The 19,035-nt window shown below is 66.2% G+C and carries 17 protein-coding genes and 1 tRNA gene; 10 read left to right on the forward strand and 8 right to left on the reverse strand.

Annotated features, from left to right (window positions below; all coding sequences use genetic code 11):
* The first annotated feature begins 18 nt into the window (after window positions 1-18).
* The 3 genes from tsaA to ACODRW_RS06825 all read left to right on the forward strand — a co-directional run bounded on the left by tsaA (window position 19) and on the right by ACODRW_RS06825 (window position 3,104).
* Window positions 19-720 (forward strand): tRNA (N6-threonylcarbamoyladenosine(37)-N6)-methyltransferase TrmO, encoded by a 702-nt coding sequence (gene tsaA / locus ACODRW_RS06815; RefSeq protein ID WP_227105524.1) that lies wholly within the window; start codon window positions 19-21, stop codon window positions 718-720.
* Between the two features lie 56 nt (window positions 721-776).
* Window positions 777-1,766, forward strand: a complete 990-nt coding sequence (locus tag ACODRW_RS06820) for a Tim44 domain-containing protein (protein ID WP_107800962.1) — start codon at window positions 777-779, stop codon at window positions 1,764-1,766.
* A gap of 144 nt (window positions 1,767-1,910) precedes the next feature.
* Window positions 1,911-3,104, forward strand: a complete 1,194-nt coding sequence (locus tag ACODRW_RS06825) for a sensor domain-containing phosphodiesterase (protein WP_107800963.1) — start codon at window positions 1,911-1,913, stop codon at window positions 3,102-3,104.
* A gap of 17 nt (window positions 3,105-3,121) precedes the next feature.
* Here ACODRW_RS06825 and ACODRW_RS06830 read toward each other — a convergent pair whose 3' ends face one another.
* From ACODRW_RS06830 to ACODRW_RS06850, 5 genes are all read right to left on the reverse strand, one after another.
* On the reverse strand, window positions 3,122-3,919 hold the full coding sequence (locus ACODRW_RS06830; RefSeq protein WP_227105526.1) for a DNA-binding protein: 798 nt from the start codon (window positions 3,917-3,919) through the stop codon (window positions 3,122-3,124).
* 235 nt (window positions 3,920-4,154) lie between these two features.
* Window positions 4,155-4,736, reverse strand: coding sequence for a BON domain-containing protein (locus tag ACODRW_RS06835; RefSeq protein WP_488905417.1), 582 nt, complete (start codon window positions 4,734-4,736; stop codon window positions 4,155-4,157).
* Window positions 4,736-5,326, reverse strand: a complete 591-nt coding sequence (locus ACODRW_RS06840; protein ID WP_107800966.1) for a phosphoheptose isomerase — start codon at window positions 5,324-5,326, stop codon at window positions 4,736-4,738. The genes ACODRW_RS06835 and ACODRW_RS06840 overlap by 1 nt, the downstream gene beginning before the upstream one ends.
* A gap of 39 nt (window positions 5,327-5,365) precedes the next feature.
* Entirely contained in the window at window positions 5,366-5,701 is a 336-nt protein-coding gene (locus ACODRW_RS06845; RefSeq protein WP_235085919.1) for a YraN family protein, read from the reverse strand.
* Entirely contained in the window at window positions 5,701-6,819 is a 1,119-nt protein-coding gene (locus ACODRW_RS06850; RefSeq protein ID WP_253313909.1) for a penicillin-binding protein activator, read from the reverse strand. The genes ACODRW_RS06845 and ACODRW_RS06850 overlap by 1 nt, the downstream gene beginning before the upstream one ends.
* Between ACODRW_RS06850 and rsmI the strand changes: the two genes are divergently transcribed.
* Window positions 6,814-7,710: a 16S rRNA (cytidine(1402)-2'-O)-methyltransferase gene (gene rsmI, locus ACODRW_RS06855; protein WP_488905418.1), complete on the forward strand. Its 897-nt coding sequence runs from the start codon at window positions 6,814-6,816 to the stop codon at window positions 7,708-7,710. The two genes, ACODRW_RS06850 and rsmI, sit on opposite strands and share 6 nt — an antisense overlap.
* Window positions 7,711-7,792: 82 nt before the next feature.
* Window positions 7,793-7,877: transfer RNA gene (locus tag ACODRW_RS06860), tRNA-Leu, on the forward strand.
* Between the two features lie 80 nt (window positions 7,878-7,957).
* Here ACODRW_RS06860 and ACODRW_RS06865 read toward each other — a convergent pair.
* The 3 genes from ACODRW_RS06865 to ACODRW_RS06875 form a co-directional block, all read right to left on the reverse strand.
* On the reverse strand, window positions 7,958-8,518 hold the full coding sequence (locus ACODRW_RS06865) for a DUF2939 domain-containing protein (RefSeq protein WP_235085917.1): 561 nt from the start codon (window positions 8,516-8,518) through the stop codon (window positions 7,958-7,960).
* A gap of 256 nt (window positions 8,519-8,774) precedes the next feature.
* On the reverse strand, window positions 8,775-11,045 hold the full coding sequence (locus tag ACODRW_RS06870) for a TonB-dependent receptor domain-containing protein (RefSeq protein WP_488905419.1): 2,271 nt from the start codon (window positions 11,043-11,045) through the stop codon (window positions 8,775-8,777).
* A gap of 109 nt (window positions 11,046-11,154) precedes the next feature.
* On the reverse strand, window positions 11,155-11,625 hold the full coding sequence (locus tag ACODRW_RS06875) for an Lrp/AsnC family transcriptional regulator (protein ID WP_107800972.1): 471 nt from the start codon (window positions 11,623-11,625) through the stop codon (window positions 11,155-11,157).
* A gap of 140 nt (window positions 11,626-11,765) precedes the next feature.
* Between ACODRW_RS06875 and kynB the strand changes: the two genes are divergently transcribed.
* The 5 genes from kynB to ACODRW_RS06900 all read left to right on the forward strand — a co-directional run bounded on the left by kynB (window position 11,766) and on the right by ACODRW_RS06900 (window position 19,018).
* Window positions 11,766-12,419: an arylformamidase gene (gene kynB / locus ACODRW_RS06880; RefSeq protein WP_107800973.1), complete on the forward strand. Its 654-nt coding sequence runs from the start codon at window positions 11,766-11,768 to the stop codon at window positions 12,417-12,419.
* An 8-nt stretch (window positions 12,420-12,427) separates the two neighbouring features.
* On the forward strand, window positions 12,428-13,681 hold the full coding sequence (gene kynU, locus ACODRW_RS06885; RefSeq protein WP_488905420.1) for a kynureninase: 1,254 nt from the start codon (window positions 12,428-12,430) through the stop codon (window positions 13,679-13,681).
* Window positions 13,682-13,966: 285 nt separating this feature from the next.
* Window positions 13,967-15,355, forward strand: a complete 1,389-nt coding sequence (locus tag ACODRW_RS06890) for an amino acid permease (RefSeq protein ID WP_227105538.1) — start codon at window positions 13,967-13,969, stop codon at window positions 15,353-15,355.
* 143 nt (window positions 15,356-15,498) lie between these two features.
* Complete coding sequence (locus ACODRW_RS06895; RefSeq protein WP_488905421.1) at window positions 15,499-17,271, forward strand: ABC transporter transmembrane domain-containing protein; 1,773 nt, start codon at window positions 15,499-15,501, stop codon at window positions 17,269-17,271.
* Window positions 17,261-19,018 (forward strand): ABC transporter ATP-binding protein, encoded by a 1,758-nt coding sequence (locus ACODRW_RS06900; protein WP_488905422.1) that lies wholly within the window; start codon window positions 17,261-17,263, stop codon window positions 19,016-19,018. The genes ACODRW_RS06895 and ACODRW_RS06900 overlap by 11 nt, the downstream gene beginning before the upstream one ends.
* Window positions 19,019-19,035: the final 17 nt, after the last annotated feature.

Consider the following 19,035-nt stretch of genomic DNA (forward strand, 5'->3'; position numbering starts at 1 on the left):
GAATGCTACAATCCGGCCATGAGCTACACCTTCGACACGGTGGGCGTGATCCGCTCGCCCTACCGCGAAAAATTCGGCATCCCGCGCCAACCCTCGCTGGTCAACGCCGCCCGCATCACGCTGGAGCTGCTGCCGCCCTACGACCACCCCGACATGGTGCGCGGGCTGGACGCGTTTTCCCATGTCTGGATCAGCTTCGTGTTCCATCAAACCGCCGAGCGCGGCTGGCAGCCGCTGGTGCGGCCGCCGCGGCTGGGCGGCAACGCCAAGGTCGGCGTGTTCGCCAGCCGCGCCACCCATCGCCCCAATCCGCTGGGCCTGTCCCTGGTGCGGCTACTGCGCGTGGACACCCAGCCCAAGGTGGTGCTGACGCTGGAGGGCGCCGATCTGCTGGACGGCACCCCGGTGCTGGACATCAAGCCCTATATTCCCTTTGTCGAAGCCCGGCCGGAAGCCCGCGGCGGCTTTGTCGACGGCCCGCCGCCGCAATTGAGCGTGGGCTGGGACCCCGCCGCGCGCGCGCAGCTGGCCGCCGAAGCCGGCCTGCCCGGCGATTTCGCCGCGCTGGTGGAACAGGTGCTGGCCCAGGACCCGCGCCCGGCCTATCAAGACGACCCGCAGCGGGTCTACGGCGTGGCGCTGCACCACTGGAATGTGCGTTTCCGCGTGGAAAAAAACCATGCGCAAGTCATTGAAATTCAGCCGTTGACCCCGAACTAATCTTTTGCGCCCCAGTCATACCGGGGCGATACCAACCACTCAGGAAAAAAGCAAATATGACCACCCGCGCGAAGACGATCATGCTCGCCTTCACCATGGTTTCCATGTTGGCCGCTCCGTTCGCGGAAGCGGCCCGCCTAGGTAAAGGCAAGAGCGCCGGCATGCAGCGCTCGGCCCCCACCCGTTCTTACCAACAACAAGCGCCGGCGCGCCCGGTTGCGCCGCCCGCGCAAGCGCCCGCTCCGGTTCAAGCTCAACCCAAATCCGGCCCCGGCATCGGCACCGCCGTAGCCGCAGGCGCCGCGGGCGCGGCCGCCGGCTATATGCTGGGCTCCGCCATGAGCGACAAAGGCGGCCAGCAACAAGCGCCGGCCGCGGCCAACGGCAACGCCGATCCGGCGCTGGCGGCGCAAGCCCAAGGTCAGCAGCCGCAGAAGAGCGGCGGCATGCCCTGGGGCACGCTGGCCCTGCTGGGCCTGGTGCTGGCAGGCGGCTACATGTTCTTCCGCCGCAAGGCCGGCGCGGCGCGTCCGGCCATGGCTGCGCCGCAAGCAGCGGGCATGCCGCAGAATATGGGCGGCTATCAAGAACCGGCCCGTTTCGACTCCATCCCGAAAATCGGCTCCGGCCTGGGCGGCGCGCAAGCCGGCTTTGGCGGCGGCGCGATCAGCGAGGCGCCCGCGCGCCTGCCGGACGGCACCGAGACCCCGCACTTCCTGCGCCAGGCCAAGGCCACCTTCTTGCACCTGCAAAACCTGAACAGCACAGAAAGCCTGGAAGAAGTGCGCAAGTACATGACGCCGGATCTGTTCAACGCGCTGCGCGAAGACATTGCCGCCAACACCGAGGTGGCCGATTTCCCGCAACTGGACTGCCAGCTGTCCGAAGCCAGCATGGAAGGCGGCCGCTACATCGCCAGCGTGCGCTTCTCCGGCACGGTCAGCGAGGCCGTGGGCGCGTCGGCGGAGCCGTTCTCCGAATACTGGCACTACATCAAGGACGACAGCACCAACGGCAAGTGGTTGGTGGCGGGCATCCAACAGTAGCAAGCTTCTTAACATCTTTATCCAAACGGGCCGCATGGCCCGTTTTTTATTTTTAATGGCGATGCACTAAACTGGAATGCCGATTGCTTCAGGCAAAAAAACAATACCGGCCGTAGAGTCCGCGCCACGGAGGGCAGCTATTCCATGAAAGAATTCGAGCATGCCGGCTTGAAACTCGGCAGTCACTTCCAGCCTATCTACAGTCTGGCGCATCGCCGCACGATAGGCATGGAAGCTTTGCTGCGCGCCAGACAGGACACGTCCCCGCTGACGCCGGCGGAGGCTTTTTATTCCGTCGTCTCGCCCGAACGCCGCCACCAGCTGGATCTGGCGGTGAGCGAAGCCCATGCCGTCCGTTTCAGCCAGATGCAAAGCGATCATCCCTGCTGGCTGTTTCTCAATATCGACGCCGCGTCCTTGTCGCGGCCGGAACGCGCGATGGCGCTTGCCAACGGCATCAAGGCCGCCGGGCTGGACCCCAGCCAGGTGGTGCTGGAAGTGCTGGAACATGTGCTGGAAGTGGACGAGGCCTTGATCGAAGGCGTCAATGTGCTGAAAAGCAGCGGCTTCCTGATCGCCATCGACGACTTCGGCGTCGGCCATTCCAATCTGGACCGGGTCTGCCAGCTGGAGCCGGACCTGGTCAAATTCGACCGCCACCTGCTGCGCGCCGCCGTCCACCAGCCGCGCACCCGCAACTTGCTGGCCAAGCTGGTGCGGCTGATGCACGAAATTGGTGCCTTGGTGGTGGAGGAAGGGATAGAAACCGATCAGGACGTGCTGATCGCGCTGGAATCGGGCTGCGATTTGGTGCAAGGCTATTTCGTCGCCCACCCCAGCGATCAGCCGGATCAGGACCACGTCATCACGCCGCGCATCGACGAACGCTGGGACGAGCTGATGGCGCGCGAGCTGCTCAAGCGCAAACTGACGCGACGCCAGATCGAGCTGGCGCGGCAATCCTTCGTGCAAAGCGCCATCTCGCTGATGCAGGGCACGCCGTTCGATCTGGCCGCCAAGCCCATGCTGGCGCTGCCCGACGTGGTGCGTTGCTTCCTGCTGGACAGCGCCGGACGCCAGATCGGCCGCAACCTGAACAGCCGCCAGCCGCGGGCCGCCGCCAATCCCAAGTTCGCGCCGCTGGTGGACACCACCGGCGCGGTCTGGTCGCGGCGCAGCTACTTTCAACACGCGGTGGATCAGCCCGGCGTGCTGTATATGAGCGAGCCTTATCTGTCCATGACCGACACCCGCTCCTGCGTCACCATCTCGATGGCGATAGAAATCGACGAGATCATGCACGTGCTGTGCGCCGACGTGCTGATTCCCCAGCACTGACGCCAGCCGCGCCAGGATCAGCGAAACTTCAGGATGTCCTCGGCCGCGGGCTGCGGCGTGTAGGCGGCCTTCAAGGATTCGTCCTCCTCGCCGGCCTCCGGCGCGGCGCCCGGCTTGGGCGACATCTTGATCCGGGCCACTTCCGCCTTCATCGCGGCGCTGGCGCTGGATTGCAGCAATTCGCCGCGCAGTTTGGCCAGCGCCGTTTCCGCCGCCTGGCCGTCGGCGGCGCTCAGGCGCAACTCGTTCTGAGACCGCAACAACAGGCTTTTCGCCTCGGACAGCTCCCGCTCCAGTTCGCCGACCCGGACCTCGGCCTTGTCCATGCGCTCCCGAAACGCCTCCGCCTGCGGCTGCGCCACCGCCAGGTCCTGCGCCTGCTGCGCGGTCAAGGCCAGGGAGGCCGACAACTGGCGGCGCGTGGCGTCCAGCTCCGCCGCCTGGCGTTCGAAAGCGCCGGCGAGTTCGGCGCGCAGATGATCCAGTTCGGCCCGCTCGCGCTCCCAGGCCGCCTGGGCGGCGCTCAGGCTGTCGTTGGCCAGCGCCTTGGCCTGGGTCCAGATCGCCTCCAGCGCGGCCATCCCCGCCTGGCTGACGCCTTCCGGCACCTCGCCGTCCAGGGCCGCCGCCGTCGCCGGCTGCACCCGTCGCCAGTCTTTCAGCACCACGCTGGCGGCGTCCATGTCCACCCCCGCCAGCTGGCGGACCTGGTCGACGGCAGGGTGCCGCTGGCGGCCGGACTTCTCGTATAGTTCCGTCGCCGCCGCGATGATGCGCTCCCGCGCCTCCGCCGATATCTTGCCCGCCTGGTTCATAAAGCCGCGTCCTCGCCCATCTTTGCCAACTGCGTTGCCGGTACCGCCCAGCCAAAACCGGGCGTCAGAAATTGCGCCGAAACGCGAGGTTTCGGCAGCAAGGCAGATTGCAGCAGAAGCGCCGGCGAGCGGACATAGGATTTTTCCTAAAAAACCCAGGAATTCTCCGCCGCCCCGCCGCCGAACAATGAAAAAGCCCGGCCTAAGCCGGGCTTGTAATCGCGGGACATCCGCCTTACTGCGCGATGTCGTTGATGTATTCGAACAAGGTCACCACTTTCTGCACGCCGGAGGTCTCGCTGACCACCTTGGCCGCCGCCGCGCCTTCCGCCTGGGTCACCATGCCCAGCATGTAGACCACGCCGCGCTCGGTCACCACTTTGACGTTGTTCGGGTTATAGCCCTTGCCGTCCAGCAGACGGGTGCGCGCCTTGCTGGTCACCCAGGTGTCGCTGCTGCGCTCGGAGAAGCCGGACGCCGGCGCCACCACGGTGTAGTTGAACACGCGGCGCACATTGGGGATGCCGCGCGCGGTCAGCTCCGCCTGCTGGCGCGCCTGCTCGCTGGGCACTTCGCCGGTCAGCAACACCGCGCGGTTGAAGCTGGTGGTGTTGACGTGGGCCGAGGGCAGCAGCTTGCCCACCTGGTCCGCGGTTTTCAATTCTATGCCCTGGTCGTCCACATAGGCGCCGCTGGTGCGGCGATCCGTGGCCACCAAGGCACCGCCGGCCGCGCCCGCCGCCACTACGCCGAAACAACCGCTCAGAGCGCTGCTGAAGCCAGCAGCCAGCAATACCGCGAATACGCGACGCTTCATCATTCACCTCCCAACAACATGTAATCGATGGTGTCGCACAGGGCGTGGACCATCAGGGTGTGCACTTCCTGAATCCGGCAGCGACGCAGCGCCGGCACAATCAGCTGTATGTCTTCCGGCGACAGGATTTCGGCCACCTTGCCGCCGTCCATGCCGGTCAGGGCGATCACGCTCATGCCGCGCTCATGCGCCGCGTAGATGGCCTCGATCACATTGGCGGCGTTGCCGGACGCGGAAATCGCCAGCAGCAGGTCGTTGGTATGGCCCAGCGCCCTGACCTGCTTGGAAAACACCATGTCGAAATCGTAATCGTTGCCGATCGCGCTCAAGACCGAGCTGTCGGTGGCCAATGAAATCGCCGCCAGGCCCGGACGCTCCTTCTCGAAACGCCCGACCATTTCCGCGGCGAAGTTCTGCGCGTCCGCCGCCGAACCGCCGTTGCCGCAGGTCAAAATCTTGCCTTCGTTCATCAGGCAAGCCACCATCTGTTCCGCCGCCGCGGCTATTGCCGGCGACAACAACTCCATCGCCTCTTGCTTGACGGCGATGCTTTCCAGGAAATGCCCGCTGACGCGGTCAATCAAATCCATGGGACATCCTTATCTTTTAGGGTCGGTCGACCCATCGCACTACATGAAAATATTCTGCAACCACTGCGGCTCCGCCTCGCCCACGGTCAATACCGCGTCAAAACGGCATGGCGCGTCTATTCCCTTTTGGGACAGATAGACCTCGGCGGCCAGCATGAGTTTCCTTTGCTTGGCCGTCCCTATGCTGGCGGCCGCGCCGCCGAAGGCCGCGCTGGCGCGATGGCGCACCTCGATAAACACCCAGTAGCGCCCATCGCGCATGATCAGATCGATTTCGCCGCCGCGGCAGGACCAGTTGCGCTCCACCAGCGTCAGGCCCCGCCTCAGCAGCCAGGCCAGCGCCTTGTCCTCGGCAAGCCGGCCTTGAAGATTCACTACGGCTGCTCCACGCTCAGCACCGCCATCGGCAGTTGGCGCTCGAACAGGCGGTCGCGCCCCAGCCTCAAATCGCCGGTGACGCCGTCCAGCCTCAGGCCCAGCGGCTGCCGCGCGCCCGCCAGCAGCACCGCCAGCCGCCAGGCGTCCACGCCCAGCGCGTACAGACGCTCGGTCTGCATCGTCAACGCCGCCGCCGGCCGCGGATAGCGTTTCACCGCCGGATGCTCCGGCATCAGGAACCAGGGCATGTCTATCACCCTCACCCCGGCCAGCGCCACCGCGCTGCCGCGGCCGTTGAGCTGGGAGGTGCCGTACACCGGCAGTTCCGGCGCCAGCGCGGCCTTGACGATGCCGGCCTCGTGCGCGTCCAGCGCCATGAACACGGCGTCGGCGCCGGCCGCCGCCTGCAGAATCGCCGGCAGGCTGTCCGGCTTGGCTTCCAGCGCCATCGGGGATTTGCCGCGGCTCAGGCTTCGCCATTCGTCGATGAAGGCCTGGCGCAGCCGCTGCGACAGGCTGTCCGCGCCGAACAGCAGCAAGGGGTTGGCGCGGCCGTCTTCGTACATCAGGCGCGCCACCTGGCGCGCCTCGCCCTCGACGATCAGCGACAGCGAGAACAGCTTGGGATTGGCCGGCACTTCGCGGCCTATCGAGTTCAAAGCCAGCGTAGGCACCGTCACCGCGGGCGCCACCGCGGCGATGGCCCCGCGCGACAGCGGGCCGATCACCACATTGACCCCGCTGGCCAAGGCCTGTTTGTAGCCGGCCACGGCGGTGTCCTCGGACGCCTCTATGGGCACCAGCTCGGCGTTCTGATCCACGCGCGCCGCCGCCTCCACGCCGCTGCGCACCACCGCGGCGGCCTCGCCCAGGGTGGCGGAGCCGGTGGGCAGCAGCAGGCCGACGCGCAGGCGGCCGCCGGCCGGCTGCGGTTTCGCCGCCGTCGCGCTGGCGTCCCGCGGCGCGGTCGCCGGCACGGCCGGTTTCGGCGCCTGCTGGCCCAACAACTTGAGCGGCGCGGTATTGCTTTGGATGATATAGTCCGGGGTTTGCGCCATTGTCGGCGTCAACCAAGTCATCAAGACGCCAACCAACAGCGGAGTCAGTCTTTGCATACTTCGTTCGCTCATCTGCTTGAATCAGCCAGGGAAAGTTTCTGTCGCGGCACATTATATGTGGTGGCCACGCCCATTGGAAATCTGGCCGACATCAGCGCCCGCGCCTTGGCCGCTTTCAGCGCCGCCGACGTGGTCTGCGCCGAGGACACCCGCGTGACCGGACAGCTGTTGTCCGCCTACGGCATTCACGCCAAACGCCTGGTCAGCCTGCGCGAGCACAATGAGCGCGGCATGTCGGAACAAGTGGTGCGCTGGCTGTCCGAAGACCAGATCGTGGTGCAGGTGTCCGACGCCGGCACGCCGGCGGTGTCCGATCCCGGCGCGCGGCTGGCGGAGGCGGTGCGCGCCGCCGGCCTGCCGGTGCGGCCGGTGCCCGGCTCCAGCGCGGTGATCGCCGCCTTGTCCGCCAGCGGCCTGACCGCGCCGTCCTTCCTGTTCCACGGCTTCTTGCCGCCCAAGAGCGGCGAGCGCCGCAAGACGCTGCGCCAATGGCTGTCCGCGCCGCATCTGACCGTGTGCTACGAGGCGCCGCACCGCATCGTCGACACCTTGCGCGACATCGTCGCGGAGCTGGGCGCGGAGCGCCGGCTGCTGCTGGCGCGCGAGTTGACCAAGACTTTCGAAACCTTCCGCAATCTGCCGGCCCAGGACATGCTGGAGTGGGTGGAGTCCGACTCCAATCAGCAGCGCGGCGAGATCGTGCTGATTCTGGACGCCGCGCCGGCGCGCGAGGACGCCGACGACGCGGTGCCGGAAGACACCGTGCGCGTGCTCAAGCTGCTGGCGGCGGAATTGCCCACCAAGCAGGCGGCGTCGCTGACCGCGCAGATCTGCGACGGCAACCGCAAACAGCTCTACGACTTGGCGCTTAAATTGAAGCAGGAGTGAACCGCGGCCAAGCGCCGGGGAAAAAAGGATTTACAAAGCGATTTGCTATCGCTATTATTCTCCTTCTCGGAATGCCGAAGACGCCCGGATGGCGAAATTGGTAGACGCAGGGGATTCAAAATCCCCCGCCGCAAGGTGTGTCGGTTCGAGTCCGACTCTGGGCACCAGCGATTTTGGCAGGCCGAAACATCAAAAACCCCGCACAGCGCGAGCTCTGCGGGTTTTTTGTTGTCTCAAGCAGCCGTTCTTATTCCGGCAGGCGCACCGCCGACAGTTTCCAGCCCAACCAGCCGTCGCGCTTGAACACCAGACCCAGCGACTGTTCGGCTTTGTCTTTCTGCTTGACCGTCACCACGAAACGATCGATGTCTTCATAGCCCATGGCCGTGTCGACGCCGGCGCGCGGCTCCGTCGACGCTGCGCCGTCTCCGCCGGCCGCCGGCTCATCCGCGCCGCCTTGCGGCAGGCCCGGCTTGGGCTTGATCCCTCGCATCATCAAAGCCAGGCTTTCCGGCGTCACCATGGCGTCCACCACCGGGGCGACCACCGCGTCGGCAATGGCCGCGCCCATCGCCGCCAGCGGGTTCTTGTCCTTGGATTGGTTCAGGTCCAGCACCGATTTGGGCACGACGGACTCTTTCAGGCTGTTGCGCAAGGCCGGGTAGTCCACATAGCCGGACAGTTTGGCCGCGTCGCGCGCGTCCAAGGCCTGCTGCATGCCCCGCACCGCCAAATACGGCGTCGCGTAGAACCACGCCCCCAGGGCCACGACCGCCGCGCCCAGCGTCAACTTCATTTTCATGCTCATGTTTATCCCCCTGAATCAAGCGGCCGCCTCATGCGGCTCATAAAGTCTACAGACCGCCGGCCGGCGCGCAGATTCCCGCCGGCCGCGGCAAAAAACGCGCGGCCGGCGGCTCAGAGCCTGTTCAACGTCTCGCGAGCCAGAGCGAGACAAGGCGAAAACGAGCAAAAAAGCGGAATGTACGAGGGGTACATGAGCATTTTGAGCTTGTACTCGCCGTGCAACGCTCCACGAAGCACAGCGGACTCTGAACAGGTTCTCAGAAGCGCGCTTCCATCCCCATCCGTATGGTCCGCCCCGGTATCGGCATGCTGATCACGGAACCGGTGTCCACCGCATAGCGGTTGGTCAGGTTGTCCACATTGAAATTCAGATTGACCTGCTTGTTCAGCCGGTACTCGATGAACAGGTCCACCAGCCGCTCGGACGCCAGTTCCAGCACCGGCTGCGCGCCGGTGCCTTTCAGCCACCCGGCCGGATTGGTCTTGCCGGCATGGTATTTCAGGCGGCCGCCCACGGTCAGGTCGCCGTTCAGCCAATGCTTGCCGGCGGAAATCACGTACACGCTCTTGGGCGGGATGCGGGTCGGAATCAGGCTCCAGGCGAAGCCGTTCTGATTGCACACCGCGGCGTCGCGCCGGCTCGCCTGGTTCACCGAGCACACTTCCGGGTCCAGGTAGCGCGTGGCGGCGGCCTCCACGAAGAAGGACGGGCTGTGGTAGTCCACGCCGAACTCGAAGCCGCGCAGCTCCACCTTGTCGTAGTTGAGGAAGGTCAGATTGCCCTGCCACGACGGCATGCCCGGCGTCCGGTCCAGCCAGGCGCTGGAAATATAATCCGCCACCTTGTTGTTGAAATAAGCGGCCTTGAAGCCGATGCGTTCCTGATCGCGGAACACATCCTGGAAGCTCGCCTTCAAGCCCAGTTCCAGGTTCAGCGAACGTTCCGGCCGCAAGGGATTGTACGGGTTGTAGCTGAACACCTCGGAGGAGGTGGTGGTTTCATACAGGCTGGGAGTGCGATAGGCGCGGCCGCCCTTGGCGTAGACATCCAGCCACTTGGCCAGGTGCACGTCGACCTGGCCGGTCAAATCCAGCTTGGGCGCGTAATCCGCTTCCAGATTGGTCGCATAGTCGCGCGTGGTCGAACCATGCAGATTCGCGCCCAGGGAGAAGCTGGCCCAGCGATAGGACAGCACGGCGTTGCCGAACAGGCTGCGCTCGTTGCGCACGCCGTTGCGCGAGGCCACCAGCGTCCGCGGCTGCTCGGTGTAGCGGCTGGTGGGCTGGGTGCGCTCCTGCTGGAAGGCCAGGCCGTAGCTCAGGCTCAAGGGCAGCGCCTCCAGTTCCGAGCGGTTGAGCAAATTGAAGCCATGGCGCTTGTTGTTGTAGGCATGCATGTACTGATCGCCGTAGGACGCGCCGGGACGGCCGGCCCACAAGCCGTTGTGCTGGTCCAGATCCGCCTCGGTGGCCCACAGGCCCAGGTTCAGGTCGATCAGCTTGTTGTCGCTGGGCGTATAGCTGTAGTTGGCGCTGTAGGCGTGCACGACGGCGCTGCCCAGCGCCCATTGCGGCATGGACTCCACGCCCGGCGGCAGTTCCTGGAAGTTCTTGTCGTTGGAGTTCTTGTACCAGTAGGCGGCCAGCAGTTCGCCGGCCTGCTGGCGGTGGCGGCGGAAGATCAGCTTCAGTCGCTGCGCGTCGTTCAGCGCGAAGCCCAGCTTGGCCAGCAGCGAATCGCTTTCGTAACTGGTGTTCACCACTTCCTGGCCGCGCGACACCACCGCCTCCGGGTAGCCGTCGAAACCGTGGCTGCCGGCGAAGTAATTGCCGGTGCGCCGCTTGCTGTAGGCCAGCAAGGCGTCCAGGCCGGGCTGCCGATAGGCCAGCGCCAGCGTGGCCGAGCCGTTGTTGAAGGTGCGCGGGCTGAGGCCGTTGTTGAGCTGGTAATACACCTGGTCGCGCTCATCGTCCGGCACCCGGGGCGTCTTGTTGTTGTTGTACACGCTGCCCTTCAGCAGCACGCCGAAATCCTTGCCGGGGCGCAGCACGTCCTCGACGCCCAAGGTGCGCATCTGCACCAGGCCTCCGATCGCGCCGCTGGAGAAGGCGCCGTTGCTGGCGCCCTCCTCCACGCTGACCTTGCTGATCAGGTCCGAATCGATATAGGTGCGGTCGCTGGTGCCCTGGTAGCCGCGGGCGGTGTGGGTGGATTGCAGGCTGCCGTCTATCAAGACCGGCACCCGGCCTTCGCCTTGCAGGCCGCGGATGCCCAGATCGATGGCGCCGGCTTCGTTGCGGATATTGTTGACCTGCACGCTGGGCAGGCCGGAGAAGATGTCGGCGTTGCCGGTGCCGCGCGCGCGGCGCAATTGCTCCGCGTCCAGCACCTCGCCATGCGAGAGCGCGGCTTTGCGCTCGGCGTTGACGTGGACGGTTTCCATTTGCGGCGCGGGTTCGGCGGCCAGCAGGGTTTGCGGATGGGCTGCCGACAATAACAGGCAGGCGGAAAGGCTCCGGTATTTCATGGCGTGGGTGGGGTGGGGTTCAGGAGCGCCGAAGTTAATGCTAATGATTCTCATTAACAACGGTAATTATACCAAGCCCCTCTCCGCGCCGGCCCCACCCGGCACGCGGCTATTTACCGTCCAGCGGCACTTGCCAGCGCTGATCCTTGAGCGTGCGCATCACAATATAGGAGCAGATGTCGCGCATGCCGGGAATGCGGTTCAGCCGCTCCACGATGAAGCCGCTGAAGGCGGCCAGATTGCGGCAACGGACATGCAGCACGTAGTTGCTGGGACCGGCGACGATGTAGGCGGCGGCGATTTCCTCAAACTGCCGGATGCGCTCCATGAAGTCTTCATGCCAGTCTTCGCGCGCCCGATCCAGCGTCACGTGGACGATGGCCTCCAGCTCGTAGCCGAGCAGGGCCGGGTCCAGTTGGGCGTGATAGCCGCGGATCAGTCCCTGGCTTTCCAGCGCGCGCACCCGCCGCAGACAGGCGGACGGAGACAGGGCCACCTGGTCGGCCAGATCCTGATTGCTGAGCCTGGCGTTGTGCTGCAATGCGGAAAGAATCCGGCAATCTATCGCGTCAAGCTGCATTTGCAATTTCCCATCGTTATCTGTCTGCTCCGCTGCAGTTCCTGCGAAAAGCATGCCATTAGCAAGACCAACTTGCAATTTCTGGCGGATGCCTTGGTGCTAGCATGATTCCAGGCTTCTTACCGCTCAGGAACCGTTCCATGTTGCTCGATATCAGCCCCCCGCTGCGCGCCGGCCTGCCGGTCTGGCCCGGCGACACCGCCTTCGACGCCAGCCCCGCCTGGCAGCTGGACGCCCACTGTCCGGTCAATGTGGCGCGGCTGACGCTGTCGCCTCACAGCGGCGCGCACGCCGACGCGCCGGCTCACTTCCAGGCCGCCGGCCAGGGCATAGGCCAGGTGGCGCTGGACGCCTATCTGGGGCCGTGCCGGCTGATCCATTGCCTGTCCCCCGGCCCGCTAATCCGGCTGGAGCAGATCCGCGCGCGGCTTGAGGCCCGGCCCGGCCCGCTGCCCCCGCGGCTGCTGATCCGCAGTTACGCGCGCTATCCGCTGGAGGCCTGGGACGCGGACTTCCCCGGCGTGGAGGCCGCCGCCATCGACTGGCTGGGCGGCCAGGGCGTGCGGCTGATAGGCGTGGACACCGCCTCGCTGGACCCGATGGACAGCAAGACCATGGACGCCCATCACGCCACCGCCCGCCAGCGCATGGCCATCCTGGAACAGCTGCTGCTGGATCACGCGCCGGAGGGCGATTACGAGTTGATCGCGCTGCCGCTGAAGTTGATGAATCTGGACGCCAGCCCGGTGCGCGCCGTGCTGCGGCCCTTGCCCGTTTCCACCCCTCTCGTGTAGGACCCGCCATGAAACACACTCGCGAAGCTTGTCTCATCGCCGATCAGCAAGACCCGCTGGCCGGCTTCCGCCAGCGGTTCGACCTGCCGGCCAACACTTTCTATCTGGACGGCAACTCGCTGGGCGTGCTGCCCAAGGGCGCGCTGGAGCGCAGCCGGCAGGTGATCACCGGCGAATGGGGCCATGATCTGATCCGCAGCTGGAACACCGCCGGCTGGTTCGACATGCCGGCGCGTCTGGGCGACAAGCTGGCGCCGCTCTTGGGCGCCGGCCCCGGCGAAACCGTGGTCACCGACACCACCTCGCTGAACCTGTTCAAGGCGCTGGCGGCGGCCCTGCGCATCCAGCGGCAAGCTCATCCGGAGCGCAAGGTGATCCTGTCCGAGCGCGACAACTTCCCCACCGATCTCTACATGATCCAGGGCATGATCGAATTCCTGCAGCAGGGCTATGAATTGCGTCTGATCGACGAGGCGCTGCCGCTGGAACAGGCGCTGGACGAGGACGTGGCGGTGCTGCTGCTGTCCCACGTCAATTACCGCACCGGTTATTTGTACGATATGGCCGCGGTCACCCGCAGCGCCCATCAGCGCGGCGCGCTGGCGATCTGGGACCTGGCGCACTCGGCCGGCGCGCTGCAAGTGGACCTGAACGGCGCGGACGCCGATTTCGCCGTGGGCTGCACCTACAAATACCTGAACGGCGGACCGGGCTCGCCCGCCTTCATCTGGGTGGCCCCGCGCCATCAGAATGCTTTCTGGCAGCCCTTGTCCGGCTGGTGGGGCCACGCCAAGCCCTTCGAGATGGCGGCCGACTACGCGCCGGCCCAGGGCATACGCCGCTTCCTGTGCGGCACCCAGCCCATCGTGTCGCTGGCCTTGGTGGAATGCGGTCTGGACGTGGCGCGCCAGGTGGATGCCCAGCAGCTGCGCGCCAAATCGCTGGCGCTGACCGATCTTTTCATCGAGCTGGTGGAACAGCGCTGCGGCTGCCACCCGCTGACCCTGATCACCCCGCGCGAGCACGCGCGCCGCGGCAGCCACGTCAGCTTCCGCCATCCGCAAGGCTTCGCGGTGATGCAGGCCTTGATCGCCAACGGCGTCATCGGCGATTACCGCGAACCGGAAGTGCTGCGCTTCGGCATCACTCCGCTCTACCTGAGCCATGCCGACATCTGGGACTCGGTGGAAATCCTGCGCGAGATTCTGGACAGCGGCAGCTGGGATAAACCTGAGTTCCACCGCCGCGGCGCGGTGACCTGAGAACCTGTTTACGATCTGCTGCGCTTCGTGGAGCGTTGCACGGTGAATACAAGCTCAAAATGCTCATGTACCCCTCATACATTCCGCTTTTTCGCTCGTTTTCGCCTTGTCTCGCCCTAGCTCGCGAGATCGTCAGCACGTTCTGAGAGCTGTTCAAAACCTGCATGGCGCGCGGCCTGGCCGCGCGCCGCATCAAACCGCCGCCGGCAGCCCCGCGCGGCGGCGCCATAGCGCAAGGGACGTCAGATCCCGCCAGACCGCGCTGCATAGACAGAGGAGAACATCATGAGCAGTTTCCAGGACATCAAGGATAGGGAACAGGGCCTGCAGCGCCGGCTCAGCGCCGGACAGATGAGCATGATCGCCATCGGCGGCGCCATCGGCACCGGTCTGTTCCTAGGTAGCAAGTTCGCCATCGGCTTCGCCGGCCCCAGCGTGGTGCTCAGTTACGCCATAGGCGGCCTGATCACCCTGTTGCTGATGGGCTGCCTGGCGGAGATGACGGTGGCGCACGCCACTTCCGGCTCCTTCGGCGCCTACGCCGAGCACTACGTCAGCCCGCTGGCCGGCTTCCTGGTGCGCTACAGCTATTGGGCCTGCGTGGTGCTGGCGGTGGGCACCGAAATCACCGCCGTGGCCGAATACATGCGCTACTGGTTTCCCGACACCCCGCCCTGGATCTGGATTCTGCTGTTCTCCAGCGCGCTGATCGGCGTCAACGCCACCAGCGTCAAGGCCTTCGGCACGGTGGAGTACTGGTTCTCCACCATCAAGATCTTCGCCATCGTCGCCTTCATCCTGATGGGCTGCTATGTGGTGTGGGGCAGCGGCAACCCCGCTTACGGCGCGCGCAACTTCAGCGCCGACGGCGGCTTCTTCCCCAACGGGGTCTGGGGCATGTGGGTGGCGGTGGTGATCTCCATCTTCAGTTATCTGAGCGTGGAGATGATCGCGGTGGCCGCCGGCGAGGCGGAAAACCCGGAACAGGCGGTGCGCCAGGCTTTCCGCGCCACCATCGCGCGGCTGGTGGTGTTCTACCTGCTGTCCTTGAGCCTGATCATCGCCATCGTGCCCTGGGGCCGGATCGGCGCCGGCAACAGCCCCTTCGTCACCGTGATGCAGGTGCTGAACATCCCCTACGCCGCCGGCATTCTCAACTTCGTGGTGGTGGTGGCCGCGCTGTCGGCGATGAACAGCCAGCTCTACATCACCACCCGCATGATGTTCAGCCTGTCCCGCGCCGGTGACGCGCCGATCGGGCTGGGCAAACTGAACCAGCGCGGCATCCCGGTCAACGCGCTCCTGCTGTCCACCAGCGGCATCGCGCTGGCGGCGGTGCTGTACGTCTTGTTTCCGCAACAGGCGTTCACGCTGATGATCGCGCTGTCGATGTTCGGCGCGCTGTTCACCTGGCTGATGATTTTCTACACCCATCTGCGTTTCCGCCGCCATCACGATCAGGCCGGCGGCCTGGATCTGCCGTTCAAGATGCGCCTGTTTCCCTACACCACGCTGGCCGGCCTGGTGTTGATGCTGGCGATCATGATCACCACCGCCTTCACCGAGGTGTTCCGGCTGACCCTGGTCTTTGGCCTGCCCTTCCTGCTGCTGCTGGTCGTGTTGTTCCACACCGTGCGCAAGCCGCGGCCCAAGCCGGCGGCGCAACAGGGCTAGACCGTCATACGAGGGCCCGCCCGAGAGCCGCTTCAGGATCCGCCGCGCTTCGCGCGATACGGGCTTGAAGCGGTTCTGACACCGCGATCGGATTCGGCATAGAATATTCGGCTCGCACCCAATCCGGATAATCCGCCCCCGCCATGTCACGCCCGTCCGCTCTCGCCCCCGGCGCCAGCCTGTCCGCGCTGCTGCGCGACTTCGTCCTCCGTCATTGGCCTTACTATCTGCGCGCGGCGCTGATGCTGGCCGCCGTGGCGGTGCTCACCGTGCTGATTCCGCGCCAGATCGGAGAAATCGTCGACCTGCTGGCCAAGGGCCAGCTCGGCGCCCCGCAACTCATGCGCGAGCTGGGCTGGCTGCTGCTCTTCGGCGTGGTGATCTATCTGCTGCGCGCCGGCTGGCGGCTGCAGCTCTTCGCCGCCGCCTACCAACTGGGCGTGGAATTGCGCACCCGGCTGTATCAGCGGCTGAGCCGCCAGGGGCCGGGCTTCTACCATCACCAGCGCACCGGCGATCTGATGGCGCGCGCCACCAACGATATCGACGCGGTGGAAATGGCCGCCGGCGAGGCGATGCTGGCCGGCTTCGACGGCAGCCTGACCCTGGTGATGGTGCTGGCGATGATGACCTTGGGCATAGACTGGCGGCTGGCCGCCGCCGCGCTGCTGCCCTTCCCGCTGATGGCCTTCGCCTTCTGGCGCATCACCCGCCGCGTGCACCAGGCCTGGGCCGGCTCGCTGCAAAGCTTCAGCCGGCTCAACGACCACGTGCAGGAAACGCTGAGCGGAGTGCGCACGCTGCGCACTCTGGGCCTGGAGGAACGCAATAGCCGCGAGCTGGCCGGCCTGGCCGCCTCCGCCGCCGACAACAGCCTGGAGGCGCAACGCTGGGAGGCGGCGTTCGAACCGGTGGTGGGGCTGACCCTGAGCACCGCGGCGGCGGCCACGCTGGGCATCGGCGGCTATCTGGTGTGGCAGCAGCAGCTGACCATAGGCGCGCTGACCAGCTTCAGCATGTATCTGGGCCAGCTGATCTGGCCGATGTTCGCCGCCGGCTGGGTGCTGTCGCTGCTGGAACGCGGCCGCGCCGGCTGGAACCGGCTGGAGCCGGTACTGAGCGCGCCCGAGTCCGTGGACGACAGCGGCGTCAACGCCACGGAGCCGGCCGGCGAACTGCGCTGGCGCGACCTGAACTTCACTTATCCGGGGCAAAGCGCGCCGGCCTTGCGCGCGATCGATCTGCGCCTGGGCCGCGGCCAGACCCTGGGCATCGTCGGCCCCACCGGCAGCGGCAAGTCCACGCTGCTGCGCCTGCTGCTGCGCCAGTACCCGCTGCCGACCGGCAGCGTCAGCTGGAACGGCGTGCCGCTGGAGGAATACAAGATGGACGCCTTGCGCGCGGCGATCAGTTGGGTGCCGCAGGAGTCCTTTCTGTTCTCCGCCTCGGTGGCCGACAATATCGCGCTGACGCGCCCGGACACCGCCGAACGCGAGATCGAACGCGTGGCGCGGCTGGCGGCGGTGCACGAGGACATCCTGCGCCTGGCCCAGGGCTACGCCACCCCGGTGGGCGAAAAAGGCGTGGCCTTGTCCGGCGGCCAGCGCCAACGGCTGGCCATCGCCCGCGCCTTGCTGGCGGACGCGCCGCTGCTGCTGCTGGACGACGCCTTGTCCGCGGTGGACACCCAGACCGAGACCCAGATTCTGCAACATCTGCGCGAGGCGCGCCGCGGCCGCAGCGTGATCATCGCCAGCCATCGGCTGTCCGCGGTGGCGGACGCCGACCACATCGTCGTGCTGCAGCACGGCGGCATCGCCGAAGCCGGCAGCCACGAGGCGCTGCTGCAATTGAACGGCTGGTACGCCAGCCAGTGGCGCTATCAACAACTGGAGGCCAGCCTGGATGAAATCTGATCAATCCGCGATCAACCGCAGCCGGGCGGTGGCCCTACTGCGCCACTCCGCCGCGCCGGAAAAGCGCCATGTGCTGTGGGGCACGCTGTGGCTGATCGCCGCCGCGCTGATGGAGGCGCTGTCGCCGCTGCTGGGCAAGGTGTTCATCGACCGCTATCTGCTGCCGCGCGCGCCGCAATGGCTGGAAATGGGCCTGCTGCTGCTCGCCTGTCTGATGGCCGGCTACGCCGCGTCCAGCCTGCGCTATCTGCAGCTGGTGCGCCTGTCCGGCGTGGCGATGCGCTCGGTGCAGAGACTGCGCGAACAGGTTTACCGCCACGTGATCCGGCTGCCGATGGCCTTTTTCGACAAGGCGATCACCGGCCAGCTGGTCAGCCGCGTCACCAACGACACCGAATCGGTGAAGGCCTTGTACGTGCAGGTGCTGTTCGTGATGCTGGACAGCAGCATCGTGGTCATCGGGGTGATGGCGGCGATGGCCTGGCTGGACTGGCGGCTGATGCTGCTGGCGGCGCTGCTGCTGCCGGCGATGCTGGCCATCGTCTGGCTCTACCAGCGCTGGAGCGCGCCGTCGGTGACGCGCGCCCGCGCGCTGCGCAGCGACATCAACGCCCAGATGGCCGAATCCATCTCCGGCATGAGCGTGTTGCAGGCCGCCAACGCCACCGGCCGCTTCGCCGCGCGTTTCGATCAGGCCAACCACAATTACTACCGGGCGCGGATCGCGGAGTTGAGCGCCAACGCCTGGCTATTGCGTCCGGCGCTGGACCTGCTGAAAGTGCTGTTGCTGGCCGGGGTGATCTACAGCTTCAGCCAGCGGCCGCTGGGCGCGCTGCAGATCGGCGTGCTCTACGCCTTCATCAGCTATATCGGCCGCATGGTGGACCCGCTGATCCAGATCACCATGCAGTTCAGCCAGTTGCAGCAGGCGGTGGTGGCGGCGGCGCGGGTGGACGCGCTGCTGCAGGAGCCGGCGGCGGCGGCCGGCCACGGCCAGGGCCGCATCGAGCGGGGCGCGGTCAGCTTCCGCCGGGTGAGCTTCGGCTATCAGCCTGAGCGGCCGGTATTGCCCGATCTTTCGCTGGAGATTCCGGCCGGCGGCTTCATCGGCATCGTCGGCCACACCGGCAGCGGCAAATCCACGCTGCTGTCGCTGCTGCTGCGCTTCTACGCGCCGCAAGGCGGCGAGATCCTGATCGACGAGCAGCCGCTGGCCGCCTTCGACGACACCGCCTTCCGCGACGGCGTCGGCCTGGTGCCGCAGGAGCCCTTTCTGCTGGCCGCCAGCGCGCGCGACAATATCGCCATGGGCCGGCCGTTGACGCAGCAGCAGATCGAGGACGCCGCGCGCGCGGCCGGCGCGCACGATCTGATCCTGGCCCTGGAGCAGGGCTACGACACCGATATGGGCGAGAGCGGCTCACGGCTGTCCAGCGGCCAGAAGCAGCTGATCGCCATCGCCCGCGCGCTGGCGGGCAAGCCGCGCATCCTGTTGCTGGACGAGGCCACCTCCCACATCGACAGCGAAACCGAACAACTGGTGCAAGGAGCGCTGGAACAGCTGCGCGGCCAGATCACCCTGATCTCCATCGCCCACCGGCTGTCCACCATCCGCGACGCCGACCGCATCATCGTGCTCAACCACGGCCAGATCGCCGAAACCGGCAATCACGAGGCCTTGATGACCGAGGGCGGCATCTACCAACGGCTATACTTGCTGCAGCAATTGCAGCCGGAAGCCGGCTGAGCGAACGACGAATCCGC

It is taken from the genome of Chromobacterium sp. FG89 (assembly GCF_057808735.1).

Bases quoted from the DNA above. Each gene is read 5' to 3' on its own strand.
- kynU (WP_488905420.1), top strand. From the start codon at position 12,428: ATGAAACACACTCGCGAAGCTTGTCTCATCGCCGATCAGCAAGACCCG.
- ACODRW_RS06850 (WP_253313909.1), bottom strand. From the start codon at position 6,819: ATGCAAAGACTGACTCCGCTGTTGGTTGGCGTCTTGATGACTTGGTTG.
- ACODRW_RS06895 (WP_488905421.1), top strand. From the start codon at position 15,499: ATGTCACGCCCGTCCGCTCTCGCCCCCGGCGCCAGCCTGTCCGCGCTG.
- ACODRW_RS06830 (WP_227105526.1), bottom strand. From the start codon at position 3,919: ATGAACCAGGCGGGCAAGATATCGGCGGAGGCGCGGGAGCGCATCATC.
- ACODRW_RS06870 (WP_488905419.1), bottom strand. From the start codon at position 11,045: ATGAAATACCGGAGCCTTTCCGCCTGCCTGTTATTGTCGGCAGCCCAT.
- ACODRW_RS06890 (WP_227105538.1), top strand. From the start codon at position 13,967: ATGAGCAGTTTCCAGGACATCAAGGATAGGGAACAGGGCCTGCAGCGC.
- ACODRW_RS06820 (WP_107800962.1), top strand. From the start codon at position 777: ATGACCACCCGCGCGAAGACGATCATGCTCGCCTTCACCATGGTTTCC.
- ACODRW_RS06875 (WP_107800972.1), bottom strand. From the start codon at position 11,625: ATGCAGCTTGACGCGATAGATTGCCGGATTCTTTCCGCATTGCAGCAC.
- ACODRW_RS06900 (WP_488905422.1), top strand. From the start codon at position 17,261: ATGAAATCTGATCAATCCGCGATCAACCGCAGCCGGGCGGTGGCCCTA.
- ACODRW_RS06865 (WP_235085917.1), bottom strand. From the start codon at position 8,518: ATGAGCATGAAAATGAAGTTGACGCTGGGCGCGGCGGTCGTGGCCCTG.
- ACODRW_RS06835 (WP_488905417.1), bottom strand. From the start codon at position 4,736: ATGAAGCGTCGCGTATTCGCGGTATTGCTGGCTGCTGGCTTCAGCAGC.
- kynB (WP_107800973.1), top strand. From the start codon at position 11,766: ATGTTGCTCGATATCAGCCCCCCGCTGCGCGCCGGCCTGCCGGTCTGG.
- ACODRW_RS06840 (WP_107800966.1), bottom strand. From the start codon at position 5,326: ATGGATTTGATTGACCGCGTCAGCGGGCATTTCCTGGAAAGCATCGCC.
- tsaA (WP_227105524.1), top strand. From the start codon at position 19: ATGAGCTACACCTTCGACACGGTGGGCGTGATCCGCTCGCCCTACCGC.
- ACODRW_RS06825 (WP_107800963.1), top strand. From the start codon at position 1,911: ATGAAAGAATTCGAGCATGCCGGCTTGAAACTCGGCAGTCACTTCCAG.